Annotated in this window: 16 protein-coding genes; 9 read left to right on the forward strand and 7 right to left on the reverse strand. The window is 73.4% G+C overall.

Annotation, left to right across the window (positions count from 1 at the left end; all coding sequences use genetic code 11):
* Positions 1-59: 59 nt before the first annotated feature.
* On the forward strand, positions 60-1,523 hold the full coding sequence (locus PV364_RS20420) for a GH1 family beta-glucosidase (protein ID WP_319661535.1): 1,464 nt from the start codon (positions 60-62) through the stop codon (positions 1,521-1,523).
* Positions 1,524-1,526: 3 nt separating this feature from the next.
* On the opposite strand, the gene PV364_RS20425 is transcribed toward PV364_RS20420, so the two are convergent.
* The 3 genes from PV364_RS20425 to PV364_RS20435 are packed head-to-tail and all read right to left on the reverse strand — an operon-like array spanning position 1,527 to position 3,382.
* Positions 1,527-1,748, reverse strand: coding sequence for a DUF397 domain-containing protein (locus PV364_RS20425; protein ID WP_319661536.1), 222 nt, complete (start codon positions 1,746-1,748; stop codon positions 1,527-1,529).
* Positions 1,745-2,560, reverse strand: a complete 816-nt coding sequence (locus PV364_RS20430) for a helix-turn-helix transcriptional regulator (protein ID WP_319661537.1) — start codon at positions 2,558-2,560, stop codon at positions 1,745-1,747. The genes PV364_RS20425 and PV364_RS20430 overlap by 4 nt, the downstream gene beginning before the upstream one ends.
* Positions 2,561-2,611: 51 nt before the next feature.
* Positions 2,612-3,382, reverse strand: a complete 771-nt coding sequence (locus PV364_RS20435) for a GNAT family N-acetyltransferase (protein WP_319661538.1) — start codon at positions 3,380-3,382, stop codon at positions 2,612-2,614.
* A 36-nt stretch (positions 3,383-3,418) separates the two neighbouring features.
* On the opposite strand from PV364_RS20435, the gene PV364_RS20440 reads away from it, so the two are divergent.
* Positions 3,419-3,991: a suppressor of fused domain protein gene (locus PV364_RS20440; protein ID WP_319661539.1), complete on the forward strand. Its 573-nt coding sequence runs from the start codon at positions 3,419-3,421 to the stop codon at positions 3,989-3,991.
* Between the two features lie 34 nt (positions 3,992-4,025).
* Here the strand turns inward: PV364_RS20440 and PV364_RS20445 are convergent, their stop codons facing one another.
* Positions 4,026-5,369: a tetratricopeptide repeat protein gene (locus tag PV364_RS20445; protein WP_319661540.1), complete on the reverse strand. Its 1,344-nt coding sequence runs from the start codon at positions 5,367-5,369 to the stop codon at positions 4,026-4,028.
* Positions 5,370-5,524: 155 nt separating this feature from the next.
* Here PV364_RS20445 and PV364_RS20450 point away from each other — a divergent pair, with 155 nt between their 5' ends.
* Positions 5,525-5,995, forward strand: coding sequence for a hypothetical protein (locus PV364_RS20450; protein WP_401977644.1), 471 nt, complete (start codon positions 5,525-5,527; stop codon positions 5,993-5,995).
* A 31-nt stretch (positions 5,996-6,026) separates the two neighbouring features.
* Positions 6,027-6,881: a fused MFS/spermidine synthase gene (locus tag PV364_RS20455; RefSeq protein ID WP_319661543.1), complete on the forward strand. Its 855-nt coding sequence runs from the start codon at positions 6,027-6,029 to the stop codon at positions 6,879-6,881.
* Positions 6,882-6,903: 22 nt separating this feature from the next.
* Here PV364_RS20455 and PV364_RS20460 read toward each other — a convergent pair whose 3' ends face one another.
* Positions 6,904-7,455, reverse strand: coding sequence for a hypothetical protein (locus PV364_RS20460; protein WP_319661544.1), 552 nt, complete (start codon positions 7,453-7,455; stop codon positions 6,904-6,906).
* Positions 7,456-7,565: 110 nt separating this feature from the next.
* Here PV364_RS20460 and PV364_RS20465 point away from each other — a divergent pair, with 110 nt between their 5' ends.
* From PV364_RS20465 to PV364_RS20475, 3 genes are read left to right on the forward strand one after another with little or no spacing between them, the layout of a single operon-like run.
* Positions 7,566-8,243: a response regulator transcription factor gene (locus tag PV364_RS20465; RefSeq protein WP_319661545.1), complete on the forward strand. Its 678-nt coding sequence runs from the start codon at positions 7,566-7,568 to the stop codon at positions 8,241-8,243.
* Positions 8,240-9,628: a HAMP domain-containing sensor histidine kinase gene (locus tag PV364_RS20470; RefSeq protein WP_319661546.1), complete on the forward strand. Its 1,389-nt coding sequence runs from the start codon at positions 8,240-8,242 to the stop codon at positions 9,626-9,628. Before PV364_RS20465 ends, PV364_RS20470 begins: the two co-directional genes overlap by 4 nt.
* 55 nt (positions 9,629-9,683) lie before the next feature.
* Positions 9,684-10,889 carry a glycoside hydrolase family 3 N-terminal domain-containing protein gene (locus PV364_RS20475; protein ID WP_319661547.1) on the forward strand — a complete coding sequence of 402 codons (1,206 nt, stop codon included), beginning with the start codon at positions 9,684-9,686 and terminating at the stop codon, positions 10,887-10,889.
* A 72-nt stretch (positions 10,890-10,961) separates the two neighbouring features.
* Here the strand turns inward: PV364_RS20475 and PV364_RS20480 are convergent, their stop codons facing one another.
* Positions 10,962-11,333, reverse strand: a complete 372-nt coding sequence (locus tag PV364_RS20480) for a hypothetical protein (protein WP_319661548.1) — start codon at positions 11,331-11,333, stop codon at positions 10,962-10,964.
* A 236-nt stretch (positions 11,334-11,569) separates the two neighbouring features.
* Between PV364_RS20480 and PV364_RS20485 the strand changes: the two genes are divergently transcribed.
* Complete coding sequence (locus PV364_RS20485; protein ID WP_319661549.1) at positions 11,570-13,084, forward strand: cellulose binding domain-containing protein; 1,515 nt, start codon at positions 11,570-11,572, stop codon at positions 13,082-13,084.
* A gap of 110 nt (positions 13,085-13,194) precedes the next feature.
* Here PV364_RS20485 and PV364_RS20490 read toward each other — a convergent pair whose 3' ends face one another.
* On the reverse strand, positions 13,195-13,893 hold the full coding sequence (locus tag PV364_RS20490) for a TetR/AcrR family transcriptional regulator (protein WP_319661550.1): 699 nt from the start codon (positions 13,891-13,893) through the stop codon (positions 13,195-13,197).
* Positions 13,894-14,136: 243 nt separating this feature from the next.
* Between PV364_RS20490 and PV364_RS20495 the strand changes: the two genes are divergently transcribed.
* Positions 14,137-15,066: a phosphatase PAP2 family protein gene (locus PV364_RS20495; protein ID WP_319661551.1), complete on the forward strand. Its 930-nt coding sequence runs from the start codon at positions 14,137-14,139 to the stop codon at positions 15,064-15,066.
* The last annotated feature ends 47 nt before the right edge of the window (positions 15,067-15,113 follow it).

Below are 15,113 nucleotides of genomic sequence, written 5' to 3' on the forward strand. Positions count from 1 at the left end.
CGGCCGCGCCTCCTCACTCCTCGGCTCCTGTCCACTCGTTCCGAAAGGAGCGCTCCCGAATGACAGCGTCCGGAACCCGCCCCGCGGCGAGCGGCACCTCCGCCGCGAACGCCCGCCAGTTCCCGCCCGGCTTCCTGTGGGGAGCGGCCACCGCCTCCTACCAGATCGAGGGCGCGGCGGCCGAGGACGGGCGCACCCCGTCGATCTGGGACACCTTCAGCCACACCCCGGGCAAGGTGTTCGGAGGGCACACGGGCGACGTGGCCGCGGACCACTACCACCGCTTCCGCGACGACGTACGCCTCATGGCCGACCTCGGCCTGGGCGCCTACCGCTTCTCCGTCTCCTGGTCGCGGGTGCAGCCCACCGGCCGCGGGCCCGCGGTCGAACGCGGCCTGGACTTCTACCGCGCCCTGACCGACGAATTGCTGGCGCACGGCATCGAGCCCTTCGCCACCCTCTACCACTGGGACCTCCCCCAGGACCTCGAGGATGCCGGGGGCTGGCCCGCCCGCGACACCGCGGACCGCTTCGGCGAGTACGCGCGCATCGTCGGGGACGCCCTCGGCGACCGCGTGCAGATGTGGACCACCCTCAACGAGCCCTGGTGCAGCGCCTTCCTCGGCTACGGCTCCGGCGTCCACGCCCCGGGCCGCACCGACCCGGTCGCCGCCCTGCGCGCCGCCCACCACCTCAACCTGGCCCACGGGCGCGCCGCGGAGGCCCTGCGCTCGGTGCTCCCGGCCCGCGCGCAACTGTCCGTCACGCTCAACCTGCACCACGTCCGGGCCCGCAGCGAGTCGCCCGCCGACCTCGACGCCGCCCGGCGCGTCGACGCCGTCGGCAACCGGGTCTTCACCGGGCCGCTCCTCGACGGCGCGTACCCGCGGGACCTCGTCGCCGACACGCGGCGGCTGACCGACTGGTCCTTCGTACGGGACGGCGACCTCGCGGCGATCGGCCGCCACCCGCTCGACGGGCTCGGCCTCAACTACTACACACCCACCCTCGTCTCCGCCGGCGCCGCTCCCGACGGCCCCCGCAACGACGGCCACGGCGCCGGCGGGCACTCCCCGTGGCCCGGCGCGGACGACGTCACCTTCCACCAGCCCCCCGGCGAGCGCACCGCCATGGGCTGGTCCGTCGACCCGACCGGCCTGTACGACCTGCTCGCCCGCGTCTCCCGCGAGCGCCCCGGGCTCCCGCTCCTCATCACCGAGAACGGGGCCGCCTACGAGGACGCCGTCGGCCCGGACGGCACCGTGGACGACCCCGAGCGGATCGCCTACCTCCACGGCCACCTCGACGCCGTGCTCAAGGCCATCTCGAACGGCGCCGACGTACGCGGCTACTTCCTGTGGTCCCTCATGGACAACTTCGAATGGGCCCACGGCTACGGCAAGCGCTTCGGGGCGGTCTACGTGGACTACGACACGCAGATGCGCATCCCCAAGTCCAGCGCCCACTGGTACGCGGGCGTCGTGCGCGCGGGACGCCTCCCGGCGCCGCCCACGACGGCCTGACCGTCAGGCGGGACGCGGCGGGTCGATCCCGGGGGAACCGCCACGTCCCGTCGCCACGGCGCCGACGAACGCGACCCACGCGGCGGGCGTGAACGTGAGCGCGGGACCCTGCGGGTCCTTGGAGTCCCGGACGTGCACGGCGTGGGGCGTGGGGGCGACTTCGACGCAGTTGCTGCCCTCGGTGTCGCTGTGGCTCGACTTGAACCAGACCAGACCGTCGCTCATGGTTCACCCGCCATCCGCTTGATGAAACGCGCCGACTCCTCGGTGCCGAGGGCCTCCATCCGGATCATGCCATGCCGCTGGGTCAACGCACCCACCTGTTGCGGATCGGCCGTCAGCAGGCTGAGCGACTGGCCCTCGGTGAGCGCCAGACGATCGTGATCGCCCGTCTCCAGCAGCACGATCGGCCCGTTGAGCCCGGGGTGGGCTCCTGCCGCGAAGGGCAGGACCTGCACGGAGACGTTGCGCAGGGCGGCGACCTCCAGCAAGTGCAGCAGTTGCTCCCGTGCGGTGTCCGGACCGCCCACCGGGCAGCGCAGCGCGGCCTCGTACAGCACGAAACTGCACTCCACCGGCGGCTTGCGCCGTAGCAGTTCCTGACGTTCCAGCCGCGCACGGACGCGTTCCCCGATGGTCTCGTCGTCCATTGGCGGACGGTGTGAGCACAGCAGCGCCCGCGCCGTCGCCTCGGTCTGGAGCAGCCCAGGGACGAGTAGTGGCTCGTACGACCACAGACTGACGGCCTCGGCCTCGTACCGGATGAATTCCTGCGACCGTGCCGGGAACTTCTCCGGCTTCAGGAACTCCTGGGCCGCCAGCAGCTTGCCGCCCGCGCCGCACAGATGGTCCGCCACCTGAAGCAGCCGCAGCATCGGGCGGCGGCGGCCGAGCTCCATGGAGCGCACCGTCTCGACGCCGTAGCCCGCCTCGTCGGCCAACCGCTCGCGCGTGACGCCCGCTTGCTCACGCCAGAGCTTGACCTGGTTGCCGCAGTACCGCCACGCCATCGGCGGCTGGGCCGTCTCTCCGGTCATCCGCACACACCCCCGCACACTCCGTGATCAGCAGAGTACGGAAGGACACCGTCAGTCGCGCCCGAAGCTGTGGAAACGACCGATGACGGTGAAGCCGCGGCGGCCGTACCAGTACCGCGGCCAGTCGTCCGCGTCGGCGATGAGGAAGCGCGTGGCGCAGCCCGCGCCGACGGCACGCCGCAGGGCGGTGGACAGGACGGCGTCGGCGTAGCCGCGGCCGAGGTGGTCCTCGGAGGTGATCAGGTCCTCGATCTGGGCGATGCCGGACGCGGGGTCCATGTAGAGGTCGGCCCAGGACGCGACGTCGCCCTCGGCCGTGCGGGCGCCGATGAAGCCGACGACGTCCGCGCCGCGGCGCCGGGTCTCGCGGCGGTCCACGAGCTGGCGGACGGCGTCGTCGTCGGCCTGCGGGAGGAAGCCGCGCCAGCGCCGCGCGAGGGGGGCTCGGAAGGCGTCGAGGTCGACGTCCTCCGCCCCGCCGCCGTCCGGTACCGGGCCGGTGTGCAGCATGACGAGCTCGGCGGAGTGGAAGTACCCGGCCCGGATCAGAGGCCCGGCACAGGCGGTGCCGGTCGCGTCGTCGAGCACGGTGATCGCGCGGTGCTTCAGGTGGGCCAGCGCCTCGTCGGCGAGCGCGGGCAGCGCCTCGGGGTCGACGTTCCCGTCGACGCCGTCGACGAGCACCCTGTTGTTGCCGTGGGAGAACGGGAAGGCGTCGTCGAGCACTGCGAAGCCGCCGGGCAGCTCGACGGTGCGGGCCGCCTGGCGGCGGGCGAAGGCGGTGACGAAGGCGCGGATCTGCCGCAGTTCCGGTCCTGGCATGGGAGCAGCCTAGGCGGGGCGTTAGGGTCACGGGCCATGGCGATGCAACTGTTCGGGGCCGACGACGACTTCGCCGACCGGATGGTCGCGCTCGCGGACCCGCGGTGGAGTCGCCGGGCGATCGAGGACGCGTTCGTGGCCAACGGCTGGGAGGTCCCGGAGGACGTATCGGGGGACGGGGACCTGGTCACCGCCGTGACGAACGGTCTGAGATCCCAGAACCTCACCGCGATCATGCCGCTGGAACTCGCCTGCACCCTGAAGTCGGATCAGCGATCGGCCGCACGCGCATTGGCCGCCCTGACCGCGACACTGGCCATTCGCATGGGCGTGGCCCCCACGTTCGACCAGGTGATCCCCGCGCCGGAGCCGCTGATCCCCGACACGGAGATCGAAGGCGTGATCATCGTCCCGCACCCGTACATCGAGGACGGATTCGAGCCCTTGGTGAACGCCGAGGGCCGCACCGAGCTCCAACTCCTCACCGTGGTCCCGGTGACCGCCGCCGAGATCGCGTATCTGGAGGAACTCGGAGCCGACGCCCTCTACGAGCAGTGGGAGGAGCAGGAGACCGATCTGCTCGACGTCACACGGGTGTCGGCGGTGTGACGTCCGCCGGGCGCTGCCCGCGGAGCAGCGCGGCTCACGCCGACCGCGACTCCGCCTGCCGGCGCAGGAAGCCGGCGACGTCCGGGCGGCGGGCGTAGGGCTGGAGGGTCTGGGCGGCGGAGGCGAGCATGCCCCGTACGCGCGGGGACTGGACGCGGCCCAGCAGGTCCAGGACGCGCACGCCCGTTACGGCGGCTTCGTCGACGCGGTGCGCGCATGCCAGGTTGTTGGCGAGTTCGGCGGTGTAGAGCGCGATGTTCCGCGTGAAGTGGGGTGCCTGGAGCCGGATGGCCCGGCGGGCGTGCTCGGCGGCGCGGTGGTGGTCGCCGAGGGCGGCCCAGGACTGGGCCTCCAGGCCGGCGAGTTCGGCCTCGCCGTAGAAGGTCATCCACTGCGGGTCGGCGTCACGGGATCCGCGGGCGAAGAGCGACTGGGCGCGCAGCAGGGCGCGTTCGCAGCCGGAGCGGTCGCCGAGTCCGGCCCGGCCGCCGGCCTCGCGCAGCGCCAGCAGCGAGAGCAGTCGGGGGGAGCCGAGGTGGCGGGCGGCCTCCTGGGCGGCCTGCGCGGCGCGCACGGCCTCGCGGGGGCGGCCGGCGTCGCGGGCCAGGAACGAGGCGTTGCAGAAGGCGTGCGCCTCCAGCGCGTGGTCGCCGGCCATGCGGGCGGTGGCGAGGGCCTCGCCGTAGTAGGAGCGGGCCTCGGCGTGGCGGCCGGAGTCGTGGGCGAGCCAGCCGACGGAGACGGCCAGTTCACCGGCGCCGGCGTGCAGGTCGTCGGCGACGGCCTGGCCGTAACTGCCCTCGTCCAGCAGGCGGTAGGCGGCGCCGAGGGAGTGGCCGGCCTGGCGGTAGAGCGCGCCGGCGCCGTGCCGGTCGTCGTGCAGGCGGATCTCGCGGACGGCGTCCTGCACGGCGCGGACCTGGGATCTGCCGACCCTGCGCACCGGCTCCGCCGCGGCCGGCGGGCCCAGCACCAGGGTGGTGGCGATGGCGGCCGGGCCGCCGGTCATGAACGCGCGACGCAGCACGTCGCTCTCCTCATCGGTTTCGGGCTCGCGGGGGGTGGCCGCCACCGGGAGCGGCGGTGCCGGGGGGCCGGCGGCACGCCGGCCGCGGACGGACTCGCGGGGCTCGAAGCCCAGGTCGGCGAGGCCGAGGCCGGGGAACATGTGCCGGAAGACCCGTTCGTACGCGTAGTTGGGGCAGCGGATCTCCCCCGACTCCACGCGGCCGATGTAGCGGGCGTCGCAGCTGACCTGCTCGCCGATCTCCCGGGCCGCACGGCGGACGGCGGCGGCGAACTCGCCGGGCGACCGGTCCGCGCGCAGCAGCCGGAAGGCGGCGTTGGGTGTGGTGGGGGTGGAAGGTGACGAGGGCATCGTCGGACTCCCGGGAGCGGTCGGTGCGGAGCGGTGCTTGTCGCGGAGCGCCGCCGTGCGGCAGCGGAGCGTAGCGGCGCGACGACCGTACTCGGTGCCAGGAGGGACAGAGCGACGGTTTGCCTACAAAAGGGATATCTCACCCTCCATCCGCCATGAAACGCCACCCTCTCGGCGTCACGCGGGCGTTGCCGTTGACGCCGTACGCGCGTTGGACAACAGGCAACCAACCGTGCGTCCGACTCCTAGGAGGACCCGCCTTGTTGGACGAGCCATGGGACCTGGTGACCGTCCCGGCCCGCCAGGGACTGGAAGCCGTTGACATCCTGCGTCTGCGGACCGGCCCCGTGCCGGGCCTGGGGCCCGTGCTGCACGACAGCTCGGGCGACAGCCTCGGCTTCCTCGTGCCGCCGGGCACGGCGGCCGGCTGGGACGTGCCGGGCAGCGCCTGCACCCAGACCTCGGGACGCGGCTTCGCGATCCCCGGGGAACTGCGCGAGCCGCCGGTCACGGGCACCGACTGGCTGGTGCCGCCGCACAACGACGCCCCGGTCACGGACCCGGTGGTGCTGCGCGCCGCGCTGGGCGAGGCGGCCCGGATGATCGAGCTCGCCGACCGGTTCTGACCTGCGGCGGTGCCGCGCCCATACTGGGTGCATGGCACAGCGCAGGACGAAGGACCCGGAAGGGATACGCGAGCGGGTCGGCGGAGGTCTCGCCGAGCTCGTGCCGGACCGGGACCGGCCGCGCGGCCGCTCGCTGCTGATCGATGGCGCCCCCCAGTCGCACGTGGACCTGGACGACCCGGCCCACCTGGACTTCGCGTACCAGCGCCGGCTGGGCCACGTCATCGACCTCGCCGCGCCGCCGGGCCGCCCGCTGCGGGTGCTGCACCTCGGCGGCGGCGCACTGACGCTGGCCCGCTACACGGCCGCCACCCGGCCGCGCTCGACCCAGCAGGTCGTGGAGGTGGACACCGCGCTGGTGGAGTTCGTCCGGCGCGAGCTGCCCTGGGACCGCACCTGGCGGATCAAGGTGCGCGGCGGCGACGCCCGGGCGGGGCTGGCCAAGGTGCCCGAGGGCTGGGCGGACCTGGTCGTCGCGGACGTGTTCAGCGGGGCCCGCACCCCGGCCCATCTCACCAGCACCGAGTTCCTCGGCGAGGTGCGCCGCGCGCTGGCGCCCGGCGGGCTGTACGCGGCCAACGCGGCCGACGGCGGCCGGCTGGAGTTCCTGCGCGGTCAGATCGCCACCGTGAGGGCCTGCTTCCCGCACGCCTGCCTGGCGGCGGATCCCGCGGTGCTGCGCGGGCGGCGGTTCGGGAACGTGATCCTGGTGGCGGGCGACGGGGAGCTGCCCGTCGCGGAGTTCACCCGCCGGGTGGCCTCGGACCCGCACCCGGGGCGAGTGGAGCACGGCCGGGGGCTGGACGCCTTCGCGGGCGGCGCGGCACCGGTCACGGACCGGACGGCGACGGCGTCACCGGCGCCCCCGGAGTCCGTGTTCCGGTGACGCCGTTCCGGCGGCTGCCGCCCTACTGGCCACCGGCCTTGTACGTCTCGACGGTCGGCGGGTGCCCGTTCCAGGTGCAGAACAGCGAGGACGTCGTGCCGCCGGAGGTGAAGTCGACGCGGATCCAGGCGGATGCGGACTGGTTCCAGACCTTCATCTCCCAACCGGCCTCGGGCGTCGCGGAGACCAGGGTGGCCGAGTCGGCGCCCAGGTCCAGGACGACGCGGCCGCCCTCGACCGGATAGCTGTGGACGTCGCCGGTGGTGCCGGCGGCGGAGGCCGCGGGCGTCGGGGTGCCCGGGGGACGGGCGGGGGCCGAGGCTGAGGGCTTCGCGGCGGGCGACGTGGCCGGGGCCGTGGTGGTCGGCCTGCCCGCCGGGGCCCGCGGGCGGTGGGTGGCGGAGGACGGCGGCGGCGGGGACGCCGACGCCGCCGCCGGCTCCGCGAGGGGCAGCGCGCGCGGCGGATCGTACGCCGTGCCCGCCAGCACGTGGTGGACGCCGAACCACGACATCGCGACGGCGGCGCTCGTCGCGAGCATCCACGCTCCGGCGTGCGCCAGTCCTCTTCGCATGCGCCCATACTGCCGGACGCGCCCCCTCCGCGGAGTTGAGGGTTGCGCCCGCGGCCCGGACGTGCTCGGACCCGCCCGGAGCGTCCCCCGGATGGGCTAGGTTGCGGGCCATGGCAAGTGTGCTCGTCGTGGAGGACGACCAGTTCGTGCGCTCCGCCCTCATCCGGCACCTCACCGACGCCGCGCACTCCGTACGGAGCGTGGGCACGGCCCTGGAGGCGCTGCGCGAGGTGGCGCAGGTCGGCTTCGACGTGGTGATCCTGGACCTCGGCCTGCCGGACCTGGACGGGGCCGAGGCGCTCAAGATGCTGCGCGGCATCACGGACGTCCCGGTGATCATCGCGACCGCGCGGGACGACGAGTCGGAGATCGTGCGCCTGCTCAACGCCGGTGCCGACGACTACCTGATCAAGCCGTTCTCGGTCGAGCACCTGTCGGCCCGCATGGCCGCCGTGCTGCGCCGCTCGCGCGCCCGCGAGGCCGCGGAGGTGATGCGGGTGGGCGGGCTGCAGATCGACGTGCTGCGCCGGCAGGCCGTACTCGACGGTGCGCCGCTGGATCTGACGCGGCGTGAGTTCGACCTGCTGTCCTTCCTGGCGGCCCGGCCGGGTGTGGTGGTGGCGCGGCGCGAGCTGCTGTCGGAGGTCTGGCAGCAGTCGTACGGCGACGACCAGACCATCGACGTCCATCTGTCCTGGCTGCGGAGGAAACTGGGCGAGACCGCGGCCCGCCCCCGGTACCTGCACACCCTGCGCGGGGTGGGCGTGAAACTGGAGCCGCCGCGGTGAGATGGGCCCTGGTCAAGGTCTGCGTGGCGGTCACGGCGATGGTCGTGGTGGCCTTCGCGGTGCCACTGGCCCTGACGGTCAAGGAGATGGCGCGCGACCGGGCCATCGGCAACGCCGAGCGCCAGGCCGCCGCCATAGGCCCGGCCCTGGCGATCACCACGGACCGGGCGCAGTTGGAACGCGCCGTCGCCTCCACGCAGGCGGGCGCGGACGGCCGGATAGCGGTGAGCGTGCCGGCCACCGAGGGCACGGACGGGGTACGGATCGGCCGCCCGCACGCGCCGGACGCCGAGGTGGAGGGGGCCTCCCGGCTGGGCCGGGCGGCCACGGTGCCGGTGCCCGGCGGGTACGCGCTGCTGCAGCCGACCGCCGTCGGCTCCGGTTCGGTGGCGGTGGTGGAGGTCTTCGTCCCGGACGGCGAGGTGACCCGCGGGGTCACCACCGCGTGGGCGGTGCTCGCGGCCGTCGGCGTGGGCCTGATCATCGGGGCGGTCGCGGTGGCCGACCGGCTGGGCACCCGGATGGTGGGCCCGGCCAAGCGGCTCGCGGACGCGGCCAACGGCCTCGGCCGCGGCGACCTCACGGTGCGCGTCCCGGAGGACGGCCCGCCCGAACTGCGCTCGGCCGCGGTCGCGTTCAACGCGATGGCCGACCAGATCGTGCAACTGCTCGCCAACGAACGGGAACTGGCCGCCGACCTCTCGCACCGGCTGCGCACCCCGCTGACCGTGCTGCGGCTCAACGCCGCGTCCCTCGGCGACGGCCCGGCGGGCGAGCAGACCCGGCACGCGGTGGCCCAGCTCGAACGCGAGGTCGACCAGATCATCCGCACCGCACGCGCCCAGCAGGCCCAGGACAAGCCGGTGGCGGTGGGCTGCGACGCGGCCGCGGTGATCCGCGAGCGGATGGCCTTCTGGTCGGCGCTCGCCGAGGACCAGGGCCGCGAGGCCCGCACGGCCGGCGTCGACCGCCCGGTACGCGTCCCGGTGGCCCGCGCCGATCTGGTCGCCTCGCTCGACGCCATGCTCGGCAACGTCTTCCGCCACACCCCGGAGGGCACCGCCTTCGCGGTGGACGTGCACAGCGGCGAGGACGCGGTGATCGTCCTCGTCTCCGACGCGGGCCCCGGCATCAACGACCCCTCGGCCGCGATGCGCCGCGGGCAGGGCGCGGGCGGCGACGGCTCGACGGGACTCGGCCTGGACATCGTGCGCCGCCTCGCGGAATCCACCGGCGGCGACGTCCGCATCGGCTCCTCGGTGCTCGGCGGCGCCGAGATCCGCGTCTGGATCGCCCTGCGGCCCTATGCCTCCGGCGGCAAGCGCACCCACCGTGTGGTCCGCCGCCGCCGCGGCAGACGGCCCCCGGCACGCTCGGAGGCCTGACCCCCGATGTCCCGCTCCGATTGACACCGACATGTTCGTCGGATTCGCTGCGAGAGTGACCTCGCACCCCCTCACGCCGCACCGCGTGTCCCTCGCCCTGCTGGCCATGACGCTGACCGCCGTCGGCTGCCAGGGGACACCGTCCGCTCCGGAGTCCCTGGTCGCCACCGCGCGCGCCGCCGTCGCCACCGCCGCCCCGGAGGCGTCCTGCGTGGACCGGGTCCTGGCGGGGATGAACGACACCCAGCGCGTGGGCCAGCTCTTCATGGGCGCGGCCAAGCTGACCACGCCGCCGAAGGCGGACCTGGACGCGATGCGCACGTACGCGGTCGGGTCCGTCTTCCTCGCGGGCCGCAGCACGGCCGGCGTCGCGAAGACCCGGACCCTGGTCGACAGCCTGCAGAAGTCACTCGGGCGGACGGTGGCGGGGCAGCGGGTCGGCCTGCTGGTCTCCACCGACCAGGAGGGCGGCCAGGTGCAGGTCCTCAAGGGCCCCGGCTTCTCCACCATCCCGAACGGCAAGACACAGGGCACGTGGTCGGCCGCCACGCTGCGCACGCGCGCACAGGGCTGGGCGAAGCAGCTCAAGAGCGCGGGCGTCAATGTGAACCTGGCGCCCGTCGCCGACATCGTGCCCGCCTCGATCGGCACGGCGAACATCCCCATCGGCCGCTACGGACGGCAGTTCGGCTCGACGTCCGCCGTGGTGTCCCCGCACGTCACGGCGTACGTGCAGGGCTCGAAGTCGGCCGGCGTGCTCACCACGCCCAAGCACTTCCCGGGCCTCGGCAGCGTGCGCGGCAACACCGACACGACCGCATCCGTGACGGACACGACGCTGACCCGCACGGGCAGCAACATCGCCCCCTTCCGCGCGGGCATCTCCGCCGGTACGGGTCTGGTGATGGTCTCACTGGCGACGTACAAGCGCATCGACCCCCAGCACAAGGCCGCGTTCTCCTCGCTGATCGTCAACCAGATGCTCCGCCACGACCTGGGCTTCAAAGGCGTGATCATCTCCGACGACCTCGGGCAGGCGAAGTCCGCCCAGTCCGTGGCGCTCAGCCAGCGTGCCCTGACCTTCCTCCGCGCCGGCGGCGACCTCACCCTCACCGTCACCCCCAAGGGCATCCCCACCATGGCCGAGGGCATCCGCTACGCCATGCGCCACGACCCGAAGGTGCGCACCCTGGTGCAGAACAGCGCCCGACGCATCCTGACCGCCAAGCAGGCCGCGGGCGCCCTCCGCTGCACGAGCTGACGCGGTCCCCCCGGTGGCGCGTGGACCGGCCGGTGGCGGTCGCGCGGCCGCCCTGCACCGGCCCGCGTGACCTCAGGCGTCCTCCTCGCCCCGCCCGAAGAAGGTGCCTCCCTCGAGCTTCCGGTAGGCAGTCTCGGCTCTCGCCGTCCACGCGTCCACATCGGCCGCCATCGAAGGAAATCTCTCCTTGAGAGGCCCGGCCAGTGCGGCGATCTCCGCCCAGGAGTCGGCAAGGTAGGTCTCGTTCTCCAGACCGATCGCGACGGCCACCCGGAAGGAGTCGTCCGATCTCAGCCACCGCTTCCCCACGTCGACGATGCGGGCGGCGTCCTGGGCGTCGATGATCCACGACATGGAGAGCAGCTGCTCCGAGACGTACCCCGGAGTGACGCCGGGCGCCCTGTGGTCGACGAGAAACGCCATCACGTCCTCAATGCTCGTCATCACGGCCTCCTGTGCGCGCCACTCGTGCGGTCCGCCACCGTCCGCGGCGGGGCGTCACCGGCGGGTGACCCATGATCAGGGCACACGTGATCCACGTCGAGGGGCGGCACCCAGCCGCACCGCGCTCACCTCGGCCTCAGGCCGCCCTTAGCCGGACCTTAAGCGCGTCATAAGAAATCGAACGCACGCCCAGCTCAGGCCATTTGTCCGAATACCCCTCGCTAGCGTGCCGGTTCATGAGGAACTCACATCGCCGTCGTCCCACGCGCAAGGTCGCCCTGCTCGGGGGCCTCACCGCGGGCGCGGTCGTCGCGGCCGGCGCCTTCGCTCTCGCGGGGTCGGCGCAGGCCGCCACCGTCGGTGCCGCGTACAGCAGGACCAGCGACTGGACCACGGGCTACACGGGCCAGTACGAGATCAGCAATTCCTCGGGCTCGACCCTGTCCGACTGGACACTGACGTTCGACCTCCCGGCGGGCACCAGCATCAGCTCGCTGTGGAACGCGACCTGGACGGCCGCCGGTCAGCACGTGACCGTGCGTCCCGCGAACTGGAACAAGGACATCGCCGCCGGGCAGGCGGCACAGGTGGGCTTCGTGACGAAGTCCTCCACGACGGCGGGCAACCCCGTCAACTGCCGGATCAACGGCGTGCAGTGCTCGGTGGACGACGGCGCGACCGCCACCCCCAGCGGCCGGCCCACCGCGACCGCCGCCCCGACGGTCGCCCCGACCGCCACGCCCTCCCCCACCCGGACCGCGACGGCCGCGCCGACCCCGACCTCGACGCCGACCCGCACCTCGACGCCGACGGCCACCGCGACCCCCACCGCGACCGCGCCCCCGGCCTCCGGCGCGACCGCCGGCTTCGCGCCGTACGTCGACACCTCGCTCTACCCGGCCTTCGATCTGCTCGCGCACTCCCGGTCGACCGGTGTGAAGCAGTACAACCTGGCCTTCGTCACCGACGGCGGCGGCTGCACCCCCAAGTGGGGCGGCGTCACGGACGTCGCCGCGGACGCCGTGGCCGCCCAGATCGGCGACCTGCGCAGGGCCGGCGGCGACGTCCGCGTCTCCTTCGGCGGCGCGTCCGGCTCCGAGCTGGCGACCACCTGCTCCTCCCCCGCGGCGCTCGCCGCCGCGTACGGCAGGGTCGTCGACACCCTCAAGCTCACCAAGGTGGACTTCGACGTCGAGGGCGGCGCCATCGCGAACGCCACCGCCAACTCCCGGCGCGCCAAGGCCATCGCGCAACTCCAGGCGGCCCACGGCGGCCTGGAGGTCTCCTACACCCTGCCCGTCATGCCGACCGGCCTCACCCAGGAGGGCGTGGACCTGCTTGCCGACGCCAAGGCCAACGGGGTGCGCATCGCCGCCGTCAACATCATGGCGATGGACTACGGCGCCTCCTTCAGCGGCGACATGGGCGGTTACGCCATCGACGCCGCCACCGCCACCCAGGCGCAGATCAAGAGCGTGCTCGGACTGTCCGACGCGGCCGCCTGGAAGGCCGTCGCCGTGACACCCATGATCGGCGTGAACGACGTCAGCAGCGAGGTCTTCAGGGTCGACGACGCCTCGCAACTGGTGGCCTTCGCCAAATCCAAGGGTCTGGGCGGGCTGTCGATGTGGTCCGCGACCCGCGACAGGCAGTGCCCCGGCGGTGCCAGGAACTCCGCCGACGCGACCTGCAGTTCGATCGTCCAGGACGCGAGCGCGTTCTCGAAGGCGTTCGCCGCCTACGACCGCTGATCCCCCGGGATCGCACCGGGATCACCGCATCCCCCGTCAGCCATCTCCCGATCCCCCCACACGAGCGCCCCGGCCGGCAGTTCACCCACGCCCCGGCCGGGGCGCTCTTCTCATGTGCGCGGGTGCGCGGGCCGGTTCAGCAGGCCGTCGAGCAGCGCGGCCAGGCCGGCCTCGTACTGCGTGCGGCCCGAGTCCTGTGCGGCACTGAGCTCGGGGGCGAGGCCGGTCAGCGACGGATAGCGCTCAGAGGGGAGTTCGGCGAGGCGCTCGCGGATCTTCTCGCGGAGATTCACCTCCGCGTCGCACTCGGCGCGCTTGCGGCGCACGGCCCACATGGCCGAGCCCACCGTGTACTGCATGAGCGCGACCTGGCCGGCGGCGGCCGCGGCGGGCTCCAGGCCCGCGCAGCGCAGCAGGCAGAGCATCCGGTCGATGACGCTCAGCGCCTCGTCGCCGCGCAGCGGACGGCTCGCCAGCAACTGGAGTGCTGCGGGATGTTCACTGAAAAGCCGGTACACCCCCACACACAGTTCAATAAGCTGCTCGCGGGGCGCGCCGGCGTCCGGGGGAATCTCGATCTCACCGAGCAGCCGCTCGTTCACGGCGTCATTGAGTTCCTCTTTTCCCTTGAAGTGCGAGTAGACGGCCATCGTGCCCACACCCAGCTCCTGGGCGAGCGCGCGCATGGTGAAGGCCTCGGGCCCGTCACGGTCGAGAAGCGCGACGGCTGCGTCGAGGATGCGGTCGGGGTTGAGGGTGTTGCGGGGGACGCGGCGCCGTGGGGAGCGGGCCGGCGGGGTGACAGTCATGAGGGATGCGTGTCCGGTCATGGGGAGCGGTCGGTGAGCGGTTTCCTTGATTCTCCCGCGTTCACGGGCAACCCATGACGGTTGTGCGGCGTCTTTTCGCACGCGTTCACGAGCGCACCATGGTGAACCTCGGACGAACCAGGAGTTACCGGAATAGGCGGGGGTGGTGTTCGGGTTGCCTAGCGTACGTCGTACGGTAGTCCGCATGAGCTCTCACAGGGAGAGGACGGGGAGAACGGCCCGATGACCATGACCACCACCGCGCCGCGGGCCGCCACCTACAGGGGCGGCCTGCGCTGGTGGACCGAGCTGCCGCTGATCGCGGTGGTGTACGGCCTCTACACGACGGGACGGCTCCTGGTACGCGGGGACGTGGTGCGGGCGGTGGACCACGGCATCGCCATCCTCCACCTGGAAACGGCACTCACCCTGGACCCCGAACGCTGGCTCAACACCCTCTTCAGCCGTTACCGGGCGCTCGGCATTCCCGCCGACTTCTGGTACGCCTCGCTGCACTACCTGGTCACCCCCACCGTGCTGGTCTGGCTCTGGCGACGGCGCCCGACCGTCTACCGCTTCGCCCGCACCTGGCTGATGACCTCCACCCTCATCGGGCTGATCGGCTTCACCCTGGCGCCCACCGCCCCGCCGCGACTGCTGGCGGGGCGGCACGGTTTCGTCGACACCATGGCCCAGTACGGCTCCTACGGGTGGTGGGGCGGCGACGCGAGCGCCCCGCGCGGCCTCGGCGGGCTCACCAACCAGTACGCGGCGATGCCCAGCCTGCACGTCGGCTGGTCGCTGTGGTGCGGCGTCATGCTCTGGCGCCACGGGCGGACCCGTTTCGTGCGCGGCCTCGGCATCGCGTACCCGCTCGGCACGACCCTCGTTGTCATGGGCACCGCCAACCACTACTTCCTCGACGCGGTCGCCGGCGCGGCGGTCATGGGCCTCGGCTTCCTGCTCACCAAACCGTTCCTGCGCGCCGTGGACGGCTTGCGGGGCGCGGTCACCGCACGGTTCGCGGGCCCGCCGCGGCAGGTCTCCTCCCCCGTGGTCGCCTCCTCGCGGGACGCCGCCCCGGCCGAGCGCCCGGCCGGGCGGCAGGCCGCGCACCCGGCCGTCCCCGCCCAGCGCGGGGCCCGGCCACCGGCCCGGGAGTCCCACGGCTGAACCGCGGTGGCCCCCGTTGTCGGTGGGGAGTGCGAGACTTGCGCGGG

This window comes from Streptomyces sp. MI02-7b, assembly GCF_033793585.1.
Classification (GTDB): domain Bacteria; phylum Actinomycetota; class Actinomycetes; order Streptomycetales; family Streptomycetaceae; genus Actinacidiphila.

What these genes read in the sequence shown, in the direction of transcription:
- PV364_RS20430 (WP_319661537.1), bottom strand. Translation starts at nt 2,560, where the DNA reads ATGACCGGAGAGACGGCCCAGCCGCCGATGGCGTGGCGGTACTGCGGC.
- PV364_RS20465 (WP_319661545.1), top strand. Translation starts at nt 7,566, where the DNA reads ATGGCAAGTGTGCTCGTCGTGGAGGACGACCAGTTCGTGCGCTCCGCC.
- PV364_RS20460 (WP_319661544.1), bottom strand. Translation starts at nt 7,455, where the DNA reads ATGCGAAGAGGACTGGCGCACGCCGGAGCGTGGATGCTCGCGACGAGC.
- PV364_RS20435 (WP_319661538.1), bottom strand. Translation starts at nt 3,382, where the DNA reads ATGCCAGGACCGGAACTGCGGCAGATCCGCGCCTTCGTCACCGCCTTC.
- PV364_RS20455 (WP_319661543.1), top strand. Translation starts at nt 6,027, where the DNA reads ATGGCACAGCGCAGGACGAAGGACCCGGAAGGGATACGCGAGCGGGTC.
- PV364_RS20440 (WP_319661539.1), top strand. Translation starts at nt 3,419, where the DNA reads ATGGCGATGCAACTGTTCGGGGCCGACGACGACTTCGCCGACCGGATG.
- PV364_RS20420 (WP_319661535.1), top strand. Translation starts at nt 60, where the DNA reads ATGACAGCGTCCGGAACCCGCCCCGCGGCGAGCGGCACCTCCGCCGCG.
- PV364_RS20445 (WP_319661540.1), bottom strand. Translation starts at nt 5,369, where the DNA reads ATGCCCTCGTCACCTTCCACCCCCACCACACCCAACGCCGCCTTCCGG.
- PV364_RS20495 (WP_319661551.1), top strand. Translation starts at nt 14,137, where the DNA reads ATGACCATGACCACCACCGCGCCGCGGGCCGCCACCTACAGGGGCGGC.
- PV364_RS20480 (WP_319661548.1), bottom strand. Translation starts at nt 11,333, where the DNA reads ATGACGAGCATTGAGGACGTGATGGCGTTTCTCGTCGACCACAGGGCG.
- PV364_RS20425 (WP_319661536.1), bottom strand. Translation starts at nt 1,748, where the DNA reads ATGAGCGACGGTCTGGTCTGGTTCAAGTCGAGCCACAGCGACACCGAG.
- PV364_RS20450 (WP_401977644.1), top strand. Translation starts at nt 5,525, where the DNA reads ATGAAACGCCACCCTCTCGGCGTCACGCGGGCGTTGCCGTTGACGCCG.
- PV364_RS20485 (WP_319661549.1), top strand. Translation starts at nt 11,570, where the DNA reads ATGAGGAACTCACATCGCCGTCGTCCCACGCGCAAGGTCGCCCTGCTC.
- PV364_RS20490 (WP_319661550.1), bottom strand. Translation starts at nt 13,893, where the DNA reads ATGACTGTCACCCCGCCGGCCCGCTCCCCACGGCGCCGCGTCCCCCGC.